This is a genomic window from Myroides sp. C15-4, assembly GCF_050522745.1.
In the GTDB taxonomy this organism is placed as follows: domain Bacteria; phylum Bacteroidota; class Bacteroidia; order Flavobacteriales; family Flavobacteriaceae; genus Flavobacterium.
In genome coordinates this window covers 1-20,871 of the sequence record NZ_JBMVQX010000038.1, presented here as the reverse complement: position 1 = coordinate 20,871, position 20,871 = coordinate 1, and the positions used below count along the sequence as shown (strand labels likewise).

The following is a 20,871-nucleotide window of genomic DNA, read 5'->3' as shown; positions in this document are numbered from 1 at the left end:
TGCACTATTTTGAATAAAATCCCTTGGAGTAAAACCAATAGAACAGGCATTGTACTTTGGTTTTAGCCCATGATCACTATTTGACCCTGCCTGTTTTTTTCAGTACTTCAATCAGAGAAGACGATGCTGTTTTACTCAAGATGTTTTTGCGATGCGTTTGTGTTGTATGATGACTGATGTTTAATATTTCGGAAATTTCTTTGCTTTGGTATCCTTCGTTGATTAATCCTAAAATTTCTATTTCTCGTTTGGTCAACTTAAATTTAGCATCTAAGTTGAGGGAGCTGCTGTTAAACCTGTTCGTAATTTGAAAATCACAAGTTGGTCTAACCTTATAATCATCTATTCTCTCGTGTTGTACAAAGTTTTTAAACATTCTGCCGTATTCATCCGACTCTATGGTTTGATAATGTTGCTTGATGGTGATATAATTCCCCGTTTTTGTTTTGATCCGAAAACTATAAGAGATTGAAAGTTTAAGAAGTTCTTTGTCAGTAAGGTGATTCCTTAGCTGATGAGAATTGTGTTCACACATAATGCAATAATCCAAATCATCAGGGTGGATGGATAAGAAAAAATGATGCATATCAAATTCGTCTGCCGAATAGCCTAGCACATCTAAAATACTGTTACTTGTATATTCCAAGTCATTCAGTTCACAATTGAAGATAAAATAATAACTGTCTTTGTTTTTACTTTTGTTTTGGGGATTTTTTGAATGCGAATGATTTAACCAGAAATCCCATTTGTTACTTAAAAGCGAAGAGTTTTTTGTTGATCTCATAGTAAGAAATGTAATGTTTAAAAGGTCTAAAAAACAAGAGAGAACTTAGCCGAGTATAACCGATTTATAGTTTTTTTTCTGGTAGTATGAAGCTTATGAGATAGCATAAGTTTCTTCTTTTACCCTGTGCTTTTATTTTTATATCGGGGTAGTAAATGCTTCGTTTCTTTGTTTTTTAAGCGAATTAAACCTGTTAAATAAGTGCGAATAGAATCAAACGAATTGATTTGAACCTTCCATACAAATGTACAAGCCTATCCTTGGAACACATTGGTAAAAATCACGCAAAAACTAGGTGTTTTTTTAGCTTTATTTAAATGGTTTTGTTTTTAATTTATTGCAATTCAGTATTTTGTAAAATAAAAAACCTGTCAGGTCAAACGGCCTAACAGGTTTAGAATTGAACTAATTATTTGATGGAATACGTCGTTTTATTTTGGTGTTGACGAAGGTGGAAAACCATATTGTTTTTTAAAGACCTTACTGAAGTAGACGGAATCTTCAAAACCAACAGCCCAAGCAACGTCTGCAACGCTTTCCCCATTTCTCAATAATTCGATGGCTTTTGCTAAGCGAATAGTTCGAATAAAGTCTGCGGGAGTTTTCCCTGTGATGGTTTTAAGTTTTCGATTAAGTTGACTGACGGATAAAAATACCCCTTCGGCCAATATAGTCACTCCAAATTGTACATTGGAAATATTAGGTTCTATTAGGGCAGTGACATCGTCCAAGAATTTTCGATCTCGGCTACTCAATTCTGGTATTTCTTCCACTGTTGGAAGGGAATTACCTTTAAATTTTGTGCGGAGTAATTCTTTAAATGACAAAATGTTTTTTACGCGGAGTTTGAGCTCTTGGAGTGAAAATGGTTTGGTCAAATAATCGTCTGCTCCGGTTTCTAATCCTGTTAGTTTATCTTTTTGTTCCGCTTTTGCCGTGAGCAATATAATAGGAATGTGAGAGGTAGCTCTATCGTTTTTGAGTGTTTCGCATAGTTCAAATCCATCTGCGTCAGGCATCATCACGTCACTGATAATCAAATCAGGGAGCAATTCTTTGGCGCGTGCTATTCCTTCCTTTCCATTTATAGCTTCTTCATAGCGGTATTCTTGACCGAGGTTGCGAACAATAAACGCACGTAGCTCTGGTTGATCTTCTACAATAAGAAGTAGAGGTCGCGTTGGGTTTTGCTGTTCTTCGCTTGTCTGTGTGATTTCTTCTTTTGCTGAAATAAAGGTATTGGGTTCAATAACTTCACTATTTTCAATTTCTTTTTTTGTTGCACTTTCAATCGAAAAGGAAAAAATACAACCTCCTTCAATAGGTGATTCAACAGCAATTTCTCCTCCATGCAAGAGAACCAGTTCCTTAACCAAAGCTAATCCGATGCCTGATCCTGCATACGTACGTTGACCCGGTTCGTCCACTTGATAAAAACGGTCAAAAATTTTAGGGAGGTGTTCAGGTGCAATACCTTGACCTGTATCAACAAAACGCACGCTCAACTTGTCTTCAATACAGTCCATATTAACTGTGACACTTCCTCCAGAGGGAGTGTATTTAATAGCATTGGAAAGTAAATTGGTTATAATCATTGCCAAGGCCTCTGACGAATAGATGAAGGGATATTCTGCTAGTTTTTTAGCTTCTTCAGTTTGCTCAAGGACAAGCGAAATATGATGCTGTTCTGCGTAGGAATGGAACGATTGTATCAACATACTAGCTTCGTGTATCACATTTCCTTTTTTGTATTTCAGTTTGTACTGTCCACTTTCCATTTTGGAAAGATCCAGTAACTGATTAATTAAGGTAAGTAATCGTTTTCCGTTTTGTTCAATTTCAGTAAAATGAGAAAAATCTTCTGGACGTCCCTGCTCTTTTAATACTTCCACATGGCCATTGATTAAGGTAAGGGGCGTTCTGAATTCATGGGAAATATTGGTTAAAAATCGGGTTTTGAATTGTTCGTTTTCCTTGATGGTTTCCATCTCCCTACGTTGTAACTCAAGGTTTTGTTTTTCAACTTTTAATCTTTTTCCTCTCAATTTAAATAAATATACCGTTAGCACGGTTAAAAGTACCATAATCCCAAATCCCGCATAGGCCACATTGCGCTGTAAATTTTTTGTTTCAAGCGCTGCTTGGATAACCGCTGCTTTTTTATCGAATTCGTAGCCCATGGAAGTTTCTAGATTTTTTATTTCATTTTCTTCGTTGATTAAGCTGTCGCGATATTGGATGTACTGTTTGTAGTTCTCAAAAGCACTTTCGTAGTTCCCTAAGGTACTGTCAATCTCCATAAAATTGTAATGAAGATCTCTAATCAGGTCTTTTACTCCCATTTCTTGAACAAGAATCAAGGCTTTTTCTTGGTTCTTTTTGGCAGAAGCTGGTCGATTTAGTTTCAGTTCTATATACCCAATATTGATGTAGGCTTGTGCAATACCCCATTTGTACTCCAATTCTTCCCATAATTGTAACGTAATGTCGATGTTTTTTCGTGCTTCATGATACTTGCCTAAGACTACGTAAATAGCAGAAATATTAAGATAAGAACCTGCCATACCATGTTTGTCTCCAATTTCCTCTTTGATTTTTAAGGACGCAAGGTGGTTTTCCAAGGCTTCGGGAAAATTACCTTGATAGTCATAAGTAACCCCAATATTGTTGTAGGATTGTGCAATTCCATTTTTGTCCTCGATTTCTTCTCGTATTTTTAAGGCTATAAAGTGATTTTTTAAAGCTTCAGTGAATTTTTCTTGTCGGTGATAAGTAAATCCTATAGAACCATAAGAGGTTGCAATTCCCTTTTTATCCTTGATTTCTTCGTATAGTTTTAGTGCTGTATAGAAACTCTTCATCGCTTCGGGATACTTCCCTTGATAATCATATACATTTCCAATATGGATGTGAGAAAGGGCTATTTCCTTTTTTTTTCCAGATTTTTCCCATTTGTCTAAGGCGATAAATAAATTTTTTAGGGCTTCGGCAAATTCACTTTTGTGAATATAAATGAGTCCGATGATGTTGTAAGCGCTTGCTTCTCCATGTTGGAAATTTAGTTTTTCTGCAATTTTTAGTGCTTTTTGAGCATAGCTTGTTGCAAGCTCCAATTCTTTTTCCTCGGATAAAATACGCGCTAACTGAGTCATGCGATTTACCGTTAAGGTATCAGATACCGTTTGTTGCTGTAGTAGGGTGGTAAGTGAGTCCATTTGCCTTTTTCGTATATCTTTCTCTTGCTGGGCAAAAAGACTGAAGGAAAGGAAAAAAACAAAAAATAAAACCCGATAAGGGTGATTAGAGGAACTATGCATAGTAAGGTTATTTTAGCAAGTCAAAAATAGAAAAATAGATTACATTCCGCTAATTAAAACCAAGTAAAAGGGTGTATCTCAATTTATTAGATGGTGTGTTATTTATATGATGCTAAAAATGAATCCCTTTTTGAGAATTTCATATTGATTTTAATTATTTTTAATATGAAATTAGAAATTTGAATGAATTAAAGGTGTTTTTTCTTCATTTGTTTTTTTCTTCACCAAAAGAATCTTAATTTTAGAGTAGTAAAGGAGTGTTTTTTTTGACTATTAGCGGGCTAAAGTGCTAAAAATCTCTTAAGAAAGGATTCTTTCCTTAAAATAAAACAATACATTTGAAAAAAGGTAAAAAGGAAATTTTATGAAAAAATTGATGTTAGTATGCGCAGTGGTTTTGGGCGGTTTATTTACGATAAGCTGTGAAGGGCCTCGCGGACCTCAGGGCCCTCAAGGACCCAATGGTGGAAGTGAACCAGCACAAGTATTCGAGTACCATTTGGATTTCAATCAAGATCTAAATGCAAATATTGCAGGACAGGTCGTAAAACATCCAACTAAAGTGTATTTTGGAGATGCAGTGATGATTTTCGTATTTGAGGGGGTAGATAAGGATAAAAATCCAATATGGTCTCCCTTACCAATCCGCTATTTTGTAGAAGATCAGGTAGCACAAAAAGATGAAGAATTAGAGTATATCTATCGATATGGACTAAATGATTTTACCATAGAAGCTCGTGCAACAGCACCTTTAGGCTTGTTTAATGGAACACCAGGTCCTAAAGGAGATCCGGGATACGTTACGGATATGATCTTTAGAGTGGTGTATCTTGCAGGGCAAGATCCAATACAAAAAAGTGCAGCTGTGAAACAGGATTCAACGGCAAAACCGATGAGTTACGAAGAAGTACTTTTAAAGTATGACTTAACAAAGTCTCCAGTAAAGAAAATGTATTAAAACATAAAAAAGCGACAGTGAATTCCACTGTCGCTTTTTTTTGGAGGGTATGGGAAACCGAAAGGAAGTGTAGGTACATCAAACACCAAAACAACGATAAAACTAATGGGATGAACTAGCATAGTATTCTTTATAATTAGGAGAAAACAACCTTCAAAAATAAGAATGAATGGTGTTGAAGTGAATAAATAAAAAAAAAGTAACAAAAAAACAGGGGGGTATGTGTTTAATTTTTGTGTTTTTTCTTATTTTTGCATAGTCAAAACAGGGGGTGTCCCTAAAAAAAGTGTAATTATGTCAACATTTCGTTTTCGAGCAATTGAAAAAGCAGCCTCAAGAAGTGCTGTGAAGGTAGAAGAACTGGGTAGAAAATCATTAATATTTGGGGATCATGTCTTTAATGACAAATCGATGCGCCAATTTTTGACTCCTGAGGCTTATCAGGCGGTTAAAAATGCACAGTTGGGCATTAAGATTGATCGTCGCTTAGCTGATTACATCGCATTGGGGATGAAAGAGTGGGCACTTTCAAAAGGAGTAACACATTATACCCACTGGTTTCAACCGTTAACAGGAACAACAGCAGAAAAACACGATGCGTTTTTCGAAACACAATTTGATGGAGACCCTGTGGAGCAATTCAATGGAGGTCAATTGGTACAACAAGAACCCGATGCCTCAAGTTTTCCCAATGGAGGAATCAGAAATACATTTGAAGCAAGAGGGTATACTGCCTGGGATCCTACATCACCCGCTTTTATCTTTGGTTCAACCCTGTGTATTCCAACGGTATTTATCTCTTATACGGGAGAAGCATTAGATAATAAAACGCCCCTGTTAAAAGCAATCAATGCCATTGATGATGCAGCAACAGAGGTAGCGCGTTATTTCGATAAAAACGTAAAAAAAGTAACTCCAACTTTAGGTTGGGAGCAAGAATATTTCTTAGTCGATGCAGCATTGGCTGCTTCACGCCCTGATATCTTAACGACAGGTCGAACGTTATTAGGCCACACAGCAGCAAAAGGACAACAGCTGGATGACCACTATTTTGGATCTATTCCAACCCGTGTATTGAACTATATGCACGATTTAGAAAATCACTGTATTTTATTGGGGATTCCCGTAAAAACGAGACACAATGAGGTAGCGCCCAACCAGTTTGAACTAGCGCCTATTTTTGAAGAGATCAATTTAGCAGTAGATCACAACTCTTTATTAATGGATGTAATGAAAAAAGTAGCGGAGAAACACCATTTTAAAGTGTTGTTCCACGAAAAGCCATTCAAAGGAGTAAACGGATCAGGGAAGCACAACAATTGGTCTTTGGCAACGGATACGGGAGTGAACTTGTTAAGTCCAAGCAAAACACCAAAGAGCAATTTACAGTTCTTGACGTTCTTTATCAATACGATTAAAGCAGTAAATGACAACGAAGAATTGTTGCGTTCGGCTATTGCATCAGCAAGTAATGACCATCGTTTAGGGGCAAATGAAGCTCCTCCAGCTATAATGTCTGTATTTATTGGACAACAATTGACTAAAGTATTGGAGGAATTAAAAGAAGTAACAGACGGTAAATTATCTCCAGAAGAAAAAACCGACCTGAAGTTAAATGTAGTGGGGAAAATTCCAGATGTACTGTTGGATAATACAGATCGAAACCGCACCTCTCCTTTTGCTTTTACAGGGAATAAGTGGGAATTCAGAGCGGTTGGATCAACGGCAAACTGTGCAGGTCCTATGACTGTATTGAATACGATTGTTGCAAAGCAATTGAAAGAGTTTAAGTTAGCAGTTGATGGATTGGTAGAACAGGATGGATTGAAAAAAGACGAAGCGATTTTCAACGTATTGCGTGAATACATCAAAGAAAGCGAGCGCATTTTATTTGAAGGTGATGGATATAGTAAAGAATGGGAAGAAGAAGCTGCAAAACGCGGATTGAGCAACCATAAAACAACGCCTGAAGCATTAAAAGCAAAAGTTTACCCAGCATCTATCGCTGTATTTGAAGAAATGCAGGTGATGTCTAAAGTTGAGGTAGAGGCGCGTTACGAAATTGAATTAGAAGAGTACGTAAAACGCATTCAAATTGAAGGACGCGTTTTGGGAGATATCGCCAAAAATCACGTGATTCCAACAGCGATTAAGTACCAAAACTTGGTGATCGAAAACGTAAAAGGATTGAAAGAAATTTTTGGAGCGGAAGATTACAAAGAATATGCAGAAGAACAAATGCGTATCTTAAAGAAAATATCGTTCCACATCGCACAAGTAAATACGAAAGTAGCGGAAATGGTAGATCAACGCAAAATAGCCAATGCAATTGAAGATGTAGAAGAACAAGCAAAAATGTACTGCCACGTAGTAAAACCGTATTTTGATATTATCCGTTACCACAGTGATAAATTAGAAATGATGGTAGACAACGAATTGTGGACGTTAACGAAATATAGAGAGTTATTGTTTACTAATTAGTTTCTTGGTGAGTGGTAAATGGTGAGTGGTGAACCAAAATCCGAACAACGAAAAATAAAAAAAAGCTTGAGTTTTAACTCAAGCTTTTTTTTATAACATTACTATTAGTATTCAGAAAATTCACCCATTTCTCATCTATCTCATCTAGTTTACATTTTGTTTGGGCGTTCGATGAACCTACACTGCGTTTCGGTTTCCCATCTCCCATCTCCCATTTCTCATTTCTCATTTTCCATTTCTCATTTTCCGTCACGTTTGTCTCTATACGCCCAGTAAAATACTTGAGGTAAAATAGTAAAGGCTAGGATCATACCAATGATTAACCCCCCAACAATCATAATGGCTAATGGTTTTTGAATTTCAGATCCCATGCCATTAGATAAAGCAGCTGGAAGTAATCCCATAGATCCCATTAAAGCAATCATAATAACGGGTCTAATACGGCTTTTTACTCCATCTCGAATAGCTTCTTCCAAAGACATTCGCTTTTTTAGGTTTTCTTTCATTACTCCAATGAGGACAATGCCATCAATGGTTGATACCCCAAATAGGATAATAAATCCAATTCCCGCAGAAATTCCGAATGTTGTTCCTGTTACCCAAAGGGAAATAAATCCACCAATAAAGGCAAAAGGCAAGGTTAAGGAAGCAATTGCAGTGTCTTTGACATTACCAAAGTTGAAGTAAAGCAGGATTAGAATTAAGACAAGTGATACGGGAACCACAAGAATTAATTGTTTGGCTGCTCGTTCTTTACTTTCAAATTCTCCAGCCCATTCCATTTTGTTGATAGCAGGAAGGTGAACTTCTTTTTCTACTTTTGCTTTTGCTTCCGCAATGGTACTACCTAAATCACGCCCTTCGATACTGAATCCAATACCAATATAGCGGCTATTTCCTTCGCGATAGATGAAGGCAGGGCCTGTGTGATAATCAATGGTTGCAATTTCTTTTAAAGGCACTTGTTTACCATCTAAACTTGGAATTAAAATTTCGCCAATTTTTTCTGCCGAATCGCGATAATCTTTATCGAAACGCAAGACAACATCAAACATTCGCTCATTTTCATAGAAAGTCGTTGCCGCTTGTCCACCGATGGTCATTGCAATCACTGCTTGTGCATCTGCTGTGGTAACTGCATATTTGGCCATTTTTGAATCACTAAGGGAAATTCGCAGTTCTGGGAGACCTATATTTTTAAAAATATTTAAGTCCGTAATACCGGGAACATCCTTAATGCTTTGAGCAACTTGTGTAGCGTATTTTTCTAAGTCGAATAGGTTATCGCCAAAGATTTTAATAACCAAGGAACTCTTCACTCCTGCAACATACTCTTCGACATTATCTTGAATCGGTTGGCTAAAACCAAAATTGATTCCAGGGTATTTTTCAAGGGAAAGGCGCATTTCTTCGAGTAAATCATCTTTCGAAATGGAGCGTTTCCATTCTTTTTCTGGTTTGAGTTGGGTGTGAAATTCAATGTTGAAGAATCCCGTGGGATCGGTTCCGTCATTTGGACGTCCCGTTTGGGTTAAAACGAATTCTACTTCGTCAAATTCACGTAATAGTCCTTTCATTTCTTTTGCTAAACGCACGGATTCATTCAAGTTAATACTACTAGGCAAAGTGGCGCGAATATAAATGGCTCCTTCGTTTAATTTCGGTAAAAATTCCGATCCATAGTAATGAAAACGCACACCACAAACCACTAGAATTATACCAAATAAGGCAAAAGTTAGTTTTTTGTGATAGAAACTCCAGTTGAACATCTTGTAAATAGAGGTTTTAAAGAATCTAGAGATAAAGTTTTCTTTTTCCTCAATGTTTTTAGTCAACAAGAGTTTACACATGGCAGGTACATAAGTCAAGCTTAAAATTAGGGAACCTAACAAAGCATAACCTAAGGTAAACGCTAGGGGAGAGAACATTTTTCCTTCTACTTTTTCAAAGGAGAAGATAGGCATTAGCGCGACGATTAAAATCAAGAGCGCAAAGAAAATATACCCAGCTACACCACTTGCACTTTTTCGAATGGTTCCTAATTTGGACATTTTATTAAAGCGCTTCATTCCCACGACTTTGGCTTGCTTTTCGAGCCCCACAAAGACGTGCTCTACGATAACAAGGGTTCCTTCGAGTAGTAAACCGAAATCCAAGGCGCCCATGGAGATTAGATTGGCAGGGAGTCCCTGAATCTTCAACATAATGATCGCAAACAAGAAGGACAGCGGAATAACAGTAGCTACAATAAAGGTCGTACGCCAGTTGTACAAGAAAATAAAGACAATAACCGATACCAGTAAAACACCTTCAATTAGGTTCTTGGTTACTGTATGTACGGTTGTATTGACCAAATCTGTACGATCGATAATCGGTACAATTTTTACATTTTTAGGTAAGATACGGTTGTTTAAATCGTCAATTTTATCCTTTAACTTGCTGATAACATCACTGGGATTTTCACCGCGAAGCATGACTACAATTCCTTGTACTACATCGTCTTCCTCTTGGAAGCTTACTTGTCCCAATCTTGGTTTTGCATTAACTTCTACTTTGGCTACGTGTTTGACCAAAATAGGCGTATTTCCTTTTACTTCAATGAGGATATTTTCGATGTCTTCGATATTGTCTAGTAGACCCACCCCGCGTACAACATACGCTTGATCTCCGCGTTGAATGACATCTCCACCTACGTTGATGTTACTCTTTTCAACGGCCTCATATACATCCAAAGGAGATAGACCATAGTTAACTAATTCCGTAGGATTGATTTGAATTTCAAATATTTTTTCTTCACCTCCAAAACTAACAACATCTGCTACTCCTGGAACAGCAAGGAGTTCTCTTTCTACTACCCAGTCTTGAATGGAAGTAACTTCTTTGATTGGTAGATCACTTTGGATGATGTAACGGAAAATTTCTCCAGTTGCTCCAGAAGGCGGTTCGATTTCAAAATCAGCTCCATCAGGAAGATTGACGTTTCCCATGCGGTTTGACGCATATTGTTGGGCGTAAAAGTCGTCAATTTCATCGTTGAAGATAACCGTAACGACGGATAAACCAAAGAGGGAGATTGAGCGAACTTCCGCTTTATTGGGAATCGTATTCATCTCTTTGGAAATCGGTAGGGTGATGAATTTTTCAATTTCCTCTGCACTTCGACCTGGCCATTGCGTAATGATACGCGCTCGGGTATTCGTTACATCCGGAAATGCCTCAATAGGCGTATGCATGTAGCTGTAAATTCCACCAAATAACAATAACAACACACCAAAAAGGACGATGAACGTGTTTTTTAGGGAAAAAGCTACAATATTTTTGACAAATTTTTGCATTTTTTACTCTTCTTTAGGGGGTTATAAATGATTGTTTAATTGGTTGTAAATTAACAGCTCATTGGTTGTGATAACCGTTTCTCCTTCTTGTACACCACCAGAGATATAAGTGAATTCTTGATTTTTAGTCAAAGGTGTAATTTGACGAATTTCTTGATGACAAGCGTCTTTATAAGTAACTACATAGTTTTGATTGTTGTCAAAAATAATGGCGTTATTGGGCACAGCTAAAGCTTCTCCTTGATTGTCGTCCAGGAGTAAGTGAATTTCTGCAGACATCCCAGGACGCAATTTCATTTCATGGTTGTTCATAACAATACGCGCTTTTAGTACGCGTTCTTCAGCGTCAAAAACTTGTGAAATCGTCGAGATTTGTCCCTTGAATTTTTCATCTGGATACGCCAGTGTGCTCACTTGTACTTCTGCTTGTGGTTTGACATAGCGCATGGATGTTGCATATACATTGGCCATGATCCAAACGTCATTTAAATTGGCAATGGTAAAGAGCGGTTCATCTGTATCAGTAAGTGCCATACCTGTAACAATAGTTTTTGTTACGATATAGCCCTCTTGTGGTGCGAGGATTTGATAAATACCCTCCTTATTTTGTCCGTTAAATAGCGCTAAATTGCTCTTAGCGGAATGCCATTTACTTTCGAGTACTTGAACATCTTCTTCTGCTTCCATCAATTCTTTTTGAGAGGCAAGCCCATCTTGATACATGGAAGAAACTGATTCTAATTCTCTTTTCGCAACTTTTAATTCAGCTTCTGTTGCACGCAGTTCTGTTTTAAACTCATTGAGGTCTGTACTTCGTATCTCGGCCAAGAGCTGCCCTTTTTTTACATAGTCACCTAGAGAGAATTTTGCACTTAGTACAACCCCTTCAACTAAGCTATAGAATGGAACCGTTTTGTCTTGGTTGTATTCTACAGTACCGTTTAAACTCAATGTACGCTGAATGGGACGCTGTGTTACTTTGGCGAAATTTAGTCCTTTGGATATATCTTCAGGAATGCAATAGTTTTCGTTTTGTGGAGCAGTATTTTCCTGTTGTTTACATGAAGCTAGTGCCAATAGCGCTAATACAGCGCAACTAAGGGTATATTTTGAAGTCATTTGTATACGTTTCATCGTTATATATCTTTTCCAACAGCAAACTGTAAGTTTTCTAATTGTTCGTGTAACTCTTTTTTAGTTTCCAATAAAATATTTTTATTCTCGAGATAGGCTTCTACAAAGTCTAGGTATTCAATCATGCTAACATTTTTCTTCTGGAAGTTTTTGACATAGGCATCGAGTAATTTATCCAGCTGATCTTCGTAATCGTCGTCGATTTGATCATATAAATCTTTGGCTTGTAGGTAGTTTCTCAACGCTTCAATAATGTCGTTTGCAATTTCGTTTTTCTTACTTTTAGCTTCGATCTCTGCAAGTTCAACACCTATTTTGGCTTCTTTAATATTTCCTTTGTTGCGATCAAAAATAGGCAGGTCAAAAGAAACGCCAAAGCCTACAAAATCACGCATAATATTTCCACCGCGGTCGTAGTCTATACCAAAGGTTAGATTGGGAATTCGCTCTGCTTTTTCAATATCCACTTGCTTTTTCGCCTGTTGAATCAGGTTATTCTGAAGTAAAATATCAGGGCGATTTTCTTGTGCGTGGAGAATCCAATCTTCGACTTGTAATTCACTTACTGTTTTGTTGGGAGCATCTAAAGCATCGGTAATTACAATAGTCGTATTTGAGCCGATATTGATGAAGTTTTTCAAGTCTTTCAATGCTTCTTCTAGATCTTTAGATCCATCGACTAGCTCTTTTTTAAATTGTAGTTGCGCAGCTTTTAATCGGATGTATTCACTGTGGCTAATGTTTCCTTGATTCAATTGGTTCTTATAACCTGAAATAAGTAAAGTAGTATTGTTGATTTGATTTTGATAGACTGCTTGTTGTTGTTGCAGCATTTGGATTGTTGTTAGCGTATTTCGCAAGGAGAGTTTAGACTCGCGTAAGACAATTTCAAAATCCGTTTGACGCTCTTCAACCGTCAATTTTTGTAGGTCAATGCGTTTGCGTCTTTTTCCTGCAGTTTCTATTTCTTGCTCTAAGTGTAACGAAATTTGTTGGGAAGATCCCCAATTTCCAACGATGTTGGGTTGTTCTTCGATGTCTGTTGTTCGCCATGCATTGACCTCTGATATTTCAAAGGAAGGATTGGGCCACAGACGCGCTTGAATCAACTGGGCTTCCGCTTGGGAAATTTCCAATCGCTTCACCAATAAATCAAAATTTTGTTCGAGAAATAGGGTTTCTATTTCTTGCTTGCTCAATTTTAGCTCTTGTTGTGGTTTCTGTGCTACGGCGATATACGTCGAAAAAACTAAAACGGAGGCGGTTAGTATACGTCTAAACATCTTGCTCATAATTTATAGTTCAAAATTACAATCCCCATATTATAGGGACTTTGGAGTCGCATTAATAAGAAATTAAAAGTAGATTAGAATTCGATTAGAACTTTTAATTTATTGGCTTTTAATCCTTCAATGCTGTGTTTTTTATCCAAAATTGCGCGATTTTTTTATAGACTATGAAAATAGTGTATATTTCTTAAATAAATGGTTGTTAATTGTTGTTTTTAGCCTAAAATATTTTTATTATATATTTATTTAATAGAATTGATGATTTATTTTGGTTTAATGATAAGAAGGGGAAATGAAGTAGAGCCAAAAAAAAAGCTACTCCAATTGGAGTAGCTTTTTTATTTATTTTGAAAATATACTTATTTTTTCAAGTGTTTTCTGTACTGAATAAAGGATAAGATACTCAGTAGGGAAACAAATCCGATAGACCACCAAATAATGGATGGTGTAATTACCTTGTCTCCAGATGCATAGGAGTGTAAGCCACTTAAGTAGAAGTTTACGCCGAAATAGGTCATCATAATGGCATAGAAAGCTACGACGCTAAATACGTTGTATAACCAAGTACCACGCATTGCTGGAACCAAACGAGCGTGAATAACAAAAGCGTACACCATGATACTGATTAGGGCCCAAGTTTCTTTCGGGTCCCATCCCCAGTAGCGTCCCCAGCTTTCGTTAGCCCATTGACCACCTAAGAAGTTTCCTATTGTCAATAGAACTAAACCTACGGTTAGTGCCATCTCATTGATATAGGTTAATTCTTTGATGTTGAGGTCCATTTTCTTTTTGTTCTTGCTGTTGGTTAAAATCATCAAGATCAAGGCAACAATTCCTAGAATCATCCCCAATGTAAACGGACCGTAACTTGCTACGATAATCGCTACGTGGATAATTAACCAGTAGGAATCTAAAACGGGCTGTAAGTTAGAAATTGCTGGATCCATATAATTTAAATGGGCAGCCCATAAAATCATTCCTGTAACGAAAGCCGTTGAAGCGATTGTCAATTCTGATTTTTTACCAAAATACAAACCAAATAGCGTAGTTGCCCAAGCCACATAAATCACAGATTCATAGGCATCACTCCAAGGTGCGTGACCCGATACATACCAACGTACGGCTAAACCTAAGGTATGAAGTACAAATAAGAATAGCGTTAACCAATGACCAACTTTAATCGCTTTACTCGCCAATTTATTCGGTTTTAAAATTGTCCAAATAATAAAGATGAAAGAGAATAAGGCTACTAGCATATAGTATTTATACAACGTTTTGAAAATATCGTACTGGTTGTATAAAATTTCAAATTTAATTTTGTTATCCGAAGGCATAATGTTTTTACCATACGAATGCTGGAACGTATTGATGTGTTCTAAATATTCGTCTGCCTTAGTATAATCATTGGAATTCTTTGCATCAAATAAAGCAGGAACATACATACGAGATAAAATATTCTTCGTAAAGGTAGAATCCATACCCGTCATACCTGATTCGTTTAGCTCTAAAGGTGAAATCCATTTATTATTCTCGTGTTTAGGAATAGGGAAGATGGCTAGCATTCTTCCAGTAAAAGCAGCGTTTAACAAGGCTACTTTACCATCTAAATCCAAGAAATCTTTTTGAAATTGATTCTTCACACTGGCGTGGTTTGCCTCGTCTACGTATTTTACAATTTTGTAGTTTCCTTTTTCATCAAAAAAGTCAACGAATGAAGCATGTCTGGTTCCTTTTGGTAAACCTAAAACTTCGGTAATTTTGTCATTCCCTCTTTTCAATTCAATGATTGGAGCGAAGTACCAGAAGTTAGGTGCCCCTTCCATTTGCTGGGCAACCGTATATTGCGTAATCGATAAGAATACTTGATCAGGCGTTAGGCCTTGGTAATTTTCTTTTTTATACACCTTTCTCAATAATTCAGAAGAGAAGGTGTTGATGGGTTTCATACGTCCACCGTAATCCTGAATTACCAATGAACCGAATTTAGCCGCGTGTTCTTTGCTAATCGTATTGGCGTGAATGATTGAGTCAATCACAGCCGGATCAGGTTTGGCTGGTGCGTGCATATGTTGAGCCGAAGCGCCAACAGTGAAGAAAAGAACAAGTAGCGTCAACATAGAAGCTTTCTTCTCTCTCACTTTGTTTAATTTGCGTTTTAAATCAGCAAAACGCGAGTTTTTATCAAATAAAATCCAAATTAAACCTACGTATAAAAAGAAGTATCCGATATACGTAATCCAAGTTCCCCAGAAATCGTGGTTTACCGATAAGATTGTTCCTTTTTCATCTGGGTCAAATTGCGCTTGGAAGAAACGGTAGCCTTGATAATCTAAAATATTGTTCATGTAAATACGAGCGTCAAAAGAGTTTTCTCCGTCTAATACCGTTACTTGACTTTCAAAAGCAGAGTAGCTTTTTTCAGTTCCGGGGTATTTATCCGCGATAAATTTGTTTAAGCGAACTTGGAAGGGTGTAGTATATACTTTACTACCGTAGAGTAAGGTAAATTCAAGATCCCCCAATTGAATGGCTTGTGGTTCACCCATTCGACCTGCTTTTCCTTTCAAAACAACGTCTTTCTCTAAACCTTGAGAGCGTACTGTTACCACTAAGGCATCTGCGGTCATTTGGTCTTTGAAATCACCATTAGAAACCACTGTTGTTTTTCCTTTCATCGGCAATTCAGGCAATACAAATTGTGTACCAGCCATCGTATAGAGTGAACGGAAGTTTAAGGGTGCTTTTTCGTTGGCTGTTACGCTTCCTGTAGATTGATCAGCCATCACCATATAATTTCCTTCAAATGGTGAATCAATAAAGAATTCGCCATTTTCGGAAGAGATATTAATGGCACCTTCCGTTGGAGCATTGTAACCGAATAAAATCCCGTGAATACTTGCGGCTTTTCCTTCTTCTAAGTAGTGTTCATGGCGTTCGCCATCCCCTGATTCAACTAATTTTAAAAAGTTGGTACCATTGGGATCTGCTTCGATTACCTCTTCAGCAGCCATGATAAAATCTTTGTATTCAACTTCAAACGGAATGCCGTTGAAGTCTTTTTTCATTTTGAAATGGTTATCAGTTACTTGCGAGAAGTATTGATCCATTTCAAAAGTACGTCTTCTTGTTTCTCCTTCATATTCTCCATCGGCCATCACAGTTAAGAAGGTTTTATCCGAAAAGATACTATCAGCCGTTTCGCCTTCGCGAATAGGCATCATGCCTTCAAAGCTAATGTATCTTGTGATAAATGCTCCAATCATAATCAAAATAAAGGCAGCATGTAGCATAAAGGTAGACCATTTTTCTTTGGATAGTAAACGGTAGCGTTTGATATTTCCGATAAAATTAATCAGGAAGATAAACATGATGATCTCAAACCATTTGGTATTGTAAATAAGAATCCGAGCGGTTGTCGTGTTGTAGCGATCCTCAATAAAAGTTCCCAGGGCAAGGGCTACTGCAAATACGATGAAAAGAACAGCCATTAGTCGGGTTGAGGAAAAAAAAGATATGATTTTTTTATCCATGAGTTGTTGATACGTTGTTTTTATAATGGAACAAAAATAACCAAAAAGCCCAGTAAACGGGTATATTTAACTTAATATTTAGGAATGAAAATAACTTTTTTTATGCGTAAAAAAAACTAAATTTGCAAAGATCTTTACCTCATTTGATCGATGATTAAAAAATCAACAAGGATTGGTCGCTATTTAGTGAATTAATAAAAAATTAACCATGCCAAAAATCTCTCAAAAAGGCATCCAAATGCCTGAGTCTCCGATTAGAAAATTGGTTCCTTTTGCTGAAAAAGCGAAACAAAAAGGACATCATGTTTATCATTTAAACATTGGTCAACCTGATATTAAAACTCCAGTAGACGCTTTGCAAGCGGTAAAAGATGCGGATATTAAAGTATTAGAATATAGCCACTCTGCAGGTTTTGAAAGCTATAGAGTGAAATTGGCAAAGTACTATCAAGCGCATCAAATTGATGTAAATGCACAAGATATCATTATCACAACCGGTGGTTCAGAAGCGTTGATGTTTGCTTTGGGAAGTACTATGGATGCAGGAGATGAAATTATTATTCCTGAGCCATTTTACGCCAACTACAATGGATTTTCAACGTCGAATGGCGTGACTATCGTTCCAGTGATGTCAACCATTGATACCGGATTTGCCTTACCTGCGATCGCTGAATTTGAAAAGTTAATTACACCAAAAACAAAAGCCATCTTAATTTGTAATCCAGGAAACCCAACCGGATATTTATATTCGAGAGAAGAAATGGAGCAATTAGCCGCTTTGGTGATTAAGCATGATTTGTTTCTAATTGCCGATGAGGTTTACCGCGAATTTGCGTATGATGGATTCAAACACATCTCTGTGATGAGCTTCCCTGAATTAGCTAATCACGCGATTATGATCGATTCAGTATCAAAACGCTACAGTATGTGTGGTGCGCGTATTGGTTGTATTGTATCTAAAAATGCTGAGTTGATGGGTGCAGCGATGAAGTTTGCACAAGCGAGACTTTCTCCACCTACTTTTGAGCAAATTGCTGCAGAAGCTGCCTTGGATACCCCTCAATCGTATTTTGATGAGGTAATTACAGAATACAAAGAGCGTCGCGATGTATTTATCAAAGCGTTACAAGAAATTGAAGGAGTAGAAGTAACAGTGCCAAATGGTTCGTTCTATTGCGTGGCTAAATTTCCTGTAAAAGACGCGGATAGTTTTGCGAAATGGTTGTTGGAAGAGTATGACTTAAATGGTGATACCGTTATGATTGCTCCAGCAGCTGGATTCTACTCTACACCAGGTGTTGGATTAAATGAAGCCCGTATGGCTTATGTATTGAAAAAAGAAGATTTGATTCGCTCAGCAGAAGTTTTGAAAGAAGCTTTAAAAGTATATCAAACGATCGAGAAATAAACGAGTACACGTACCGAAAAAGTAAACCACGCCCCCAAGGCGTGGTTTTTTTATTTCCTCTATTTATCAAACACGAAAATGGTGTTCTTTTCTTCTGGGAATAAAAAAAGACTTCCCCCAGACATATTGTTTATTCTCTACTAGAAGAATAAATACATGTTTTTCTTGACTTCTCTTTTTTCTAGTTTTTTATTTTCCGATTGAGATAAGGTGGAAAATACCAAAATATAAGGCTCAAAACAGGAAAAATATTTTTTTAAATCGCATATAGGCGTTGTGCTTCATTTTTTTACCCTTTAAGGTGTATTGTGTGGAAAAAGAATAAAAAGTGTCTTAGCGTTGATTTATGAGAGGCTTTTTCTTGGGGTAATTATTCGCTCGCATTAAATTAATAATTGGAACTAACGTATGTTTTTTTAATGTTTGATTCTGAAAAATGTGTTAAGAATAATTCGAGAGATAAAGTTTAGCTAGATTCTTAGTGTAGGTGGTTTTTTTTTGATTTTTTTATAATTCGGCTAGGAAGAACAGGTTTAAAACTAAGCTTTTGATACATGAAACACGAGTGTGAGTTTGAATTCTATGATTTTTATCAGGTTTGGATGCTTTTTTTGACGTCCGTATAGAAAATGCAACAACTATCTGTTTTGTTTTTATGTAAATTGTTGATTTTAAGTAAGTTGTGTTTGATTCATTTTGTTGGTTTGTCGTGCGTTCTAATAATTTGAAACACTAAGTATATATATAATGTGGATTTTTGTACTAGAAAAATGAGAGCCTGAGAACTGTCTCGAGTACAGGGTAAAAGCTTGGAAAAGTATCAGTACGGGATAGGAATAGGAAGGAGAAAGAAGAAGTGTAGCTAACTGCTTTTTTAACTAGAAACCATTTTTTTTAAAATAAAGGTATAGCATTTTACTTTTTGCTACTAAGGGTAACAACAGAGTATATTAAATTAAGATTAATACGACACAAAATATTTAGTTATGAAAAAAAGACTAATACCAATCGCACTTGTAATGGGTGCAATATCGGCAAATGCACAGGTGGGTATTGGAACAGCAACACCTAACAAGTCGGCTGAATTAACAGTTGAGGCGACAAATCGAGGGTTGTTGATTCCGAATGTGGCTTTGTTAAACACAAAAGATACAAAGACAATTACAAATGGGAACGTTAATAGCTTATTAGTATTTAATACAACATCAAATGCTGCTATAACACCAGGATACTACTATTGGTTTGTTGATAAATGGGAACGTTTGACAGCAGATAGTGATATTCCTGCTCTTGTTGTAAATAATTTTGAAAATATCTTACATATGGATGGAGATAAGGTTACTAATCTTATCAAGAACATCGTAAAAACAACAGAAGGTAATGTAATTTATGAAGGGGATAAATTGTATTACATTAGCGAAGATGGCACCAAGGTTGAAATTAATCTTGGTGACATCATCGCAGCAAATGAAAGTAAAACGGTTATTGTTTCTACTACTTCTAAGAAACAACAGTATTATCTTTCGGAAGCGTATTTACAAGATAATGATGCTCCTACTCAAGCGGTAATTGATGCTTGGACAACAGCTAATTTACCTGCTGGTGTATATGCAATTGATGTAGTAGGAGGTGTGGTTAATAATTTTGAAGAAGTTGTTAATCATGGACCTGTTAATGTAGATGGTCGTTCGTTCCCTACAATTAATGACTATATCACTTATCTAACAGAAAGTACAGGTGGATTTACAAAAATTATTTACGATGCTACCACAGGTGATGCTATTTTCCAAGAATGGGATGAGGCAACGAAATCTTGGGTAAATGTAAATAATGCTAAATTTAAAACGATTGTTGCGGCTAATGAAAGCAAAACAACAATCGTGTCGAATACATCAAAAAAACAACAGTACTATATTTCAGAAGCTTATTTACAAGCAAATGAAGTGCCTACACAAGCTACTATTGACGCTTGGACAGCAGCTAGTGTGCCTGCTGGTGTATATCCAATTGATGTAGTTGGAGGGGTAGTAAACAATTTTCAAGAATTTGTTCAAAAAGGTCCTATTACAGTTGATGGACGTACCTATCCAACAGTAAATGATTACATCACATATCTAACGGAAAGCACAGGAGGATTCACTAAAATTATTTATGATAGTGAAAATAGAAATGCTAGTTTCCAACAATGGGATGAGACTACACAACAATGGATCAATGTAGTTAATAGTAAATTCAAGAAAATCATTACAGATAATGAAAGTCAAACGACAATCATTACAGTAAACGATAAACAATATTACGTATCAGAAGCGTATTTAGCTGCAAACGATGGAGTAGTTCCTACAACAGTAGATCCTGCTAACTTACAGCCAGGTATCTATGCGATTGATGTAGTGGGTGGAGTAGTAAACAATTTCGAAGAAATTGTGAAGAACGGTCCTATCACAGTTGATGGACGTACGTATCCAACAATTAACGATTATATCACGCATTTAACTGAAACAACTGGTGGATTTACCAAAATTGTTTACGATCAAACGACTGGAGATGTAATTTTCCAAGAGTGGGATGCTTCAACCAACTCATGGGTGAATGTAGACAACAGCAAATTTGAAACGATCGTTCAATCAAATGA

9 protein-coding genes and 1 pseudogene are annotated in these 20,871 nt (G+C 36.7%); 4 read left to right on the top strand and 6 right to left on the bottom strand.

Features of this window, described 5'->3' with window-relative positions; translation table 11 throughout:
- Positions 1 to 76: 76 nt before the first annotated feature.
- Both ACPDHL_RS14060 and ACPDHL_RS14055 read right to left on the bottom strand, forming a co-directional pair.
- Entirely contained in the window at positions 77 to 784 is a 708-nt protein-coding gene (locus ACPDHL_RS14060) for a LuxR C-terminal-related transcriptional regulator (protein WP_430533381.1), read from the bottom strand.
- Positions 785 to 1,215: 431 nt separating this feature from the next.
- Entirely contained in the window at positions 1,216 to 3,999 is a 2,784-nt protein-coding gene (locus tag ACPDHL_RS14055) for a tetratricopeptide repeat protein (RefSeq protein WP_430533380.1), read from the bottom strand.
- A gap of 466 nt (positions 4,000 to 4,465) precedes the next feature.
- Here ACPDHL_RS14055 and ACPDHL_RS14050 point away from each other — a divergent pair, with 466 nt between their 5' ends.
- Positions 4,466 to 5,059: a hypothetical protein gene (locus ACPDHL_RS14050; protein ID WP_430533379.1), complete on the top strand. Its 594-nt coding sequence runs from the start codon at positions 4,466 to 4,468 to the stop codon at positions 5,057 to 5,059.
- Positions 5,060 to 5,353: 294 nt separating this feature from the next.
- Positions 5,354 to 7,540, top strand: coding sequence for a glutamine synthetase III (locus tag ACPDHL_RS14045; protein ID WP_430533378.1), 2,187 nt, complete (start codon positions 5,354 to 5,356; stop codon positions 7,538 to 7,540).
- A 239-nt stretch (positions 7,541 to 7,779) separates the two neighbouring features.
- Here the strand turns inward: ACPDHL_RS14045 and ACPDHL_RS14040 are convergent, their stop codons facing one another.
- The 4 genes from ACPDHL_RS14040 to ccsA form a co-directional block, all read right to left on the bottom strand.
- Positions 7,780 to 10,875 carry an efflux RND transporter permease subunit gene (locus ACPDHL_RS14040; RefSeq protein WP_430533377.1) on the bottom strand — a complete coding sequence of 1,032 codons (3,096 nt, stop codon included), beginning with the start codon at positions 10,873 to 10,875 and terminating at the stop codon, positions 7,780 to 7,782.
- Positions 10,876 to 10,896: 21 nt separating this feature from the next.
- Positions 10,897 to 12,009 carry an efflux RND transporter periplasmic adaptor subunit gene (locus ACPDHL_RS14035; protein WP_430533376.1) on the bottom strand — a complete coding sequence of 371 codons (1,113 nt, stop codon included), beginning with the start codon at positions 12,007 to 12,009 and terminating at the stop codon, positions 10,897 to 10,899.
- Positions 12,010 to 12,011: 2 nt separating this feature from the next.
- Complete coding sequence (locus ACPDHL_RS14030) at positions 12,012 to 13,292, bottom strand: TolC family protein (protein WP_430533375.1); 1,281 nt, start codon at positions 13,290 to 13,292, stop codon at positions 12,012 to 12,014.
- A 365-nt stretch (positions 13,293 to 13,657) separates the two neighbouring features.
- A complete protein-coding gene (gene ccsA, locus ACPDHL_RS14025; RefSeq protein WP_430533374.1) occupies positions 13,658 to 16,828 on the bottom strand; it encodes a cytochrome c biogenesis protein CcsA in 3,171 nt (1,056 codons plus the stop codon).
- A gap of 208 nt (positions 16,829 to 17,036) precedes the next feature.
- Here ccsA and ACPDHL_RS14020 point away from each other — a divergent pair, with 208 nt between their 5' ends.
- Together ACPDHL_RS14020 and ACPDHL_RS14015 are read left to right on the top strand one after the other, a co-directional pair.
- Positions 17,037 to 18,236: a pyridoxal phosphate-dependent aminotransferase gene (locus tag ACPDHL_RS14020; RefSeq protein WP_430533373.1), complete on the top strand. Its 1,200-nt coding sequence runs from the start codon at positions 17,037 to 17,039 to the stop codon at positions 18,234 to 18,236.
- Between the two features lie 986 nt (positions 18,237 to 19,222).
- Positions 19,223 to 20,871, top strand: a pseudogene (locus tag ACPDHL_RS14015) (hypothetical protein); the annotation flags it as partial.